The sequence below is a fragment of the Chthonomonas sp. genome (genome assembly GCF_035294165.1).
Taxonomy (GTDB): domain Bacteria; phylum Armatimonadota; class Chthonomonadetes; order Chthonomonadales; family Chthonomonadaceae; genus Chthonomonas.
This window is the reverse complement of sequence record NZ_DATGLN010000125.1, coordinates 1-3,395: the sequence shown is the minus strand read 5'-3', so window position 1 is coordinate 3,395 and position 3,395 is coordinate 1. Positions and strand designations below refer to the sequence as shown.

At 57.6% G+C, this 3,395-nt stretch carries 4 protein-coding genes; 2 read left to right on the top strand and 2 right to left on the bottom strand.

Going from position 1 to position 3,395, the window contains the following annotated elements; all coding sequences use genetic code 11:
• Nucleotides 1-36: 36 nt before the first annotated feature.
• Both VKV29_RS06295 and leuB read right to left on the bottom strand, forming a co-directional pair.
• On the bottom strand, nucleotides 37-375 hold the full coding sequence (locus VKV29_RS06295; RefSeq protein WP_016482393.1) for a P-II family nitrogen regulator: 339 nt from the start codon (nucleotides 373-375) through the stop codon (nucleotides 37-39).
• A gap of 12 nt (nucleotides 376-387) precedes the next feature.
• A complete protein-coding gene (gene leuB, locus VKV29_RS06290) occupies nucleotides 388-1,485 on the bottom strand; it encodes a 3-isopropylmalate dehydrogenase (RefSeq protein WP_324200456.1) in 1,098 nt (365 codons plus the stop codon).
• 123 nt (nucleotides 1,486-1,608) lie between these two features.
• Between leuB and VKV29_RS06285 the strand changes: the two genes are divergently transcribed.
• Both VKV29_RS06285 and VKV29_RS06280 read left to right on the top strand, forming a co-directional pair.
• The gene (locus VKV29_RS06285; protein WP_324200455.1) at nucleotides 1,609-2,988 is read left to right on the top strand and encodes a DUF3472 domain-containing protein; all 1,380 of its coding nucleotides are present in this window, start codon (nucleotides 1,609-1,611) and stop codon (nucleotides 2,986-2,988) included.
• A gap of 97 nt (nucleotides 2,989-3,085) precedes the next feature.
• The coding region (locus VKV29_RS06280) for a 7-cyano-7-deazaguanine synthase (RefSeq protein ID WP_324200454.1) at nucleotides 3,086-3,395 on the top strand (310 nt) is incomplete at its 3' end.

The window sequence follows — 3,395 nt, the reverse complement described above, 5'->3', positions numbered from 1 at the left end:
TCTTACTCGGCTTCGATGAGCTTGTGAAAGTATACCTCACAATGCGGCTTCCCCTCGCTCGCCTGTACGGATGCGAATGGCCTCCTCCACATGGGTCACAAAGATTTTGCCATCGCCTATCTCGCCGGTTTGGGCGGCGCGTAGCGCCGTTTCGATCACCTCCTCCACCCTATCGTCGGGCACCACCACCTCGATCTTCACCTTAGGTAAAAGGCTTACCACGTAGGTGTTGCCACGATACTTTTCTGTTCGCCCTCTTTGGCGCCCGTAGCCGCGTACGTCGCTCACCGTCATGCCCACAATGCCGATGGAGGCCAGCGCCTCTTTAACCTCCTCGATCTTCATAGGACGTATGACGCATTCCACTTTCTTCATAGCTCTTTTCCTTCAAATTTCGATGCGCTCTCGTACCGCTTGCCCCATCTCCTTCGTGCCGATGGTCGGCTGACCAGGGGCTGCGATATCGGCGGTGCGCAGCCCGTCCTGCAACGTCTTTTCGACGGCTCTTTCCAGCGCCTCTGCCGCCTCGGTTTCTCCCAGAGAATGGCGCAGCAGCATGGCTGCCGAAAGCAGCGTGGCGAGCGGATTGGCGATATTTTGTCCGGCGATGGTGGGCGCCGAGCCGTGCACCGGCTCGTAGAGGCCAAAGGTTCCTCCCTGAGTCTGCCGATCGCCGAGGCTGGCGGATGGCAGCATTCCTAGGCTGCCGGTAAGCATGGCCGCTTCGTCGCTAAGGATGTCGCCGAACATATTTTCGGTGACGATCACGTCGAACTGGCGGGGGTCTCTCACCAACTGCATGGCGCAGTTATCTACCAGCATGTGGCTTAACTCCACATCGGGATATTGCGCTGCCATCTGTTCCGCCACCTCGCGCCATAGGCGTGAGGTCTCCAGCACGTTCGCTTTATCCACCGAGCAGAGCTTGCGTTTGCGCCCACGCGCCGTCTCGAAACCCACACGCAAAATGCGTTCTATCTCGAACCGAGTATAGACGCAGGTATCCACCGCCCTTAAACCGTCGGCATCGCGCCCCTTCGGCTGACCAAAGTAGATGCCACCGGTAAGCTCGCGCACCACCAGAATATCCAATCCGTCCTGAACCAGATCGGCCCTAAGCGAAGAGGCCGCGGCAAGAGCCGACGATAGTTTCGCCGGCCTTAGGTTCGCGTACAGACCTAGCTCTTTACGCAAGGGCAGCAAAGCCCCCACCTCCGGCCGCAAAGAGGCGGGCTGAACCGTATCCCATTTGGGGCCGCCCACGGCGCCCAACAGCACGGCGTCGCTCTCCTTACAGAGCGCGAGGGTGTGCTCCGGTAGCGGGTGACCGCACCTATCGTAGGCGGCACCGCCGATGAGCGCCTCCTCCATTTGTAGCGTAAAGCCGAACCGCTCGGCAAGGTAAGTTAATATTTCGGCTGCAACCCCAACAACCTCCGGCCCAATGCCGTCGCCGGGCAGCAGCGCCACCTTGTAAGATCGCATTTTGACTCCTTTTTCTCAGTCGGCGAACCAGATGCCCTTCTATCTTACCGTAGAAAAGGCCACTTTCTCAAAGGGTTATCGCGTTCTCCCTGCCCCGCGATGAAGACAAGGTACAATAGGGGTATGCGCTTTCGGTTAGAAAAAAGAATTTTGGGATGGTTGGGCTTTATGGGGTTGGCCCTTTGGACGACCGCCTGCTCGGCTCAGACGGCCCTTTACCCCTTGTTGCTTCCGGCCGACACCGCCTACGGCGAGCCGGCCCCCCTCTCCCTTGAGTTCTCACCTAATGGCTCACTCATTCATTGGGCCGATCCCCACTGCCAAATCGTCTGGTATGTCTATCTTGGCGGCACGGGGCCGCTTCACTGTGAGCTGCACTACATGCTACCCGCCCAAGCCCGCTCTAGGGTGGCATTGGTGGTTCAGGGGGTCAATCCGGCCACAAAATCGTGGAAGCTACCGGCAATCACCCTGTCTGCCGGAGAGCATGCCACGGCCTCCTTGGGTGACATCTCTATTCCTCACGCAGGCTATTATCGCTTTGCGCTTATAGGCAAAAGCCGCTCCGGCGATGCCTATGGCGAGATTTTCGGCCTCCAACTCAGCGGCCCTCCTTTGGCCGGCGCCTATGCGAACCTAACCTCCCGTCGTAATGCCGCATCGGTTCATCTCTTTTACGTGTTGCCCTCCCATCGGCAAATATCGCGCGCTCCGAAGGCGTTCGACCTATGGGATCGGATTGTGGCCTTCTATAACGAGGTAACCGTACGGCGAACACCGCTTTGGTCTTACTATATGGCCTGTGGCTTCTCCTGCGGATATTTTGGCATTCAGGTGAACAGTCCCACCGAGCGCCGCATTATCTTCTCCGTTTGGGACAGCGGGCCCTCCACGAACGTTCGCTCTGAGGTAGCCCCGGCCAACCGCGTCCGCCTATTCGCCAAAGGCCCCCAGGTTTACGTGGGCGATTTTGGGAACGAGGGCACCGGCCTGCATAGCCATCTGGTCTATCCCTGGCGGGCAAACCAAACCTATCGTTTCCTTGTGGTAGCCCGCCCTCAAGCAAACGACACCCTCTATTCCGCCTACTTCTATTTTCCTGAAAAGCGGCAATGGCAGCTTATCGCAGCCTTTGAGGCACCTAACCAGAAGCCGGATGCAGCAAGCGGCTATCTTACCGGTCTGTACTCTTTCGATGAGGATTTCGTAGGGGATAACGGCCAGCAGCAGCGGCTTGCCGAGTTTGGGAACGCCTGGATTTACGAGCAAGATGGGCGATGGCTGCCCCTCGAAAAGGCCGTTTTCTCTTGCGACTCGCAGGGGCAGAAGAACCGTCGTGACTATGCTGCCGGCGTGGTGCATAACCGCTTTTTCCTCTCAACCGGTGGCTGCATCGCCAACGGTGTTCGCTACGGCGCCCTTTTACAGAGGAAGGAGGGGAAGGCACCGCCATCCGATGTGGTTACCTTCGTCGAAAACCTATTGAAAGAGCCGGCACCATAGGCCGTACTGTTCAGAGTACGGAACTCTACTGCACTGCGTTCATGCCCTTTGGAGAGAACTTGGGCGTTTTTGTTATGGACACAAGGAGGCTAGCGAGATGAAAGCTATCGTACTCGTTTCAGGTGGAATGGATTCGTGCGTTACCGCCGCCATCGCACAGAGAGAGCATGATGCGGGGGAACTTCATTTTCTCCATGTGAACTACGGCCAGCGCACCGAGCAGAGGGAGCTTAAGGCCTTTCACGATATCGCCGACTTTTATAAGGTGCCTGCCGAACAGCGCCTTGTGTGTTCTATCGCTCATCTAAGCAAAATTGGCGGCAGCAGCCTTACCGACCCCTCTATTCCCGTCTCCGAAGCCGACTTGGCCAATCCCCACATTCCAACCTCTTATGTGCCTTTTCGCA

Excerpts from the sequence above, each read along its gene's own strand:
- VKV29_RS06295 (WP_016482393.1), bottom strand. The coding sequence starts at position 375 with ATGAAGAAAGTGGAATGCGTCATACGTCCTATGAAGATCGAGGAGGTT.
- leuB (WP_324200456.1), bottom strand. The coding sequence starts at position 1,485 with ATGCGATCTTACAAGGTGGCGCTGCTGCCCGGCGACGGCATTGGGCCG.
- VKV29_RS06285 (WP_324200455.1), top strand. The coding sequence starts at position 1,609 with ATGCGCTTTCGGTTAGAAAAAAGAATTTTGGGATGGTTGGGCTTTATG.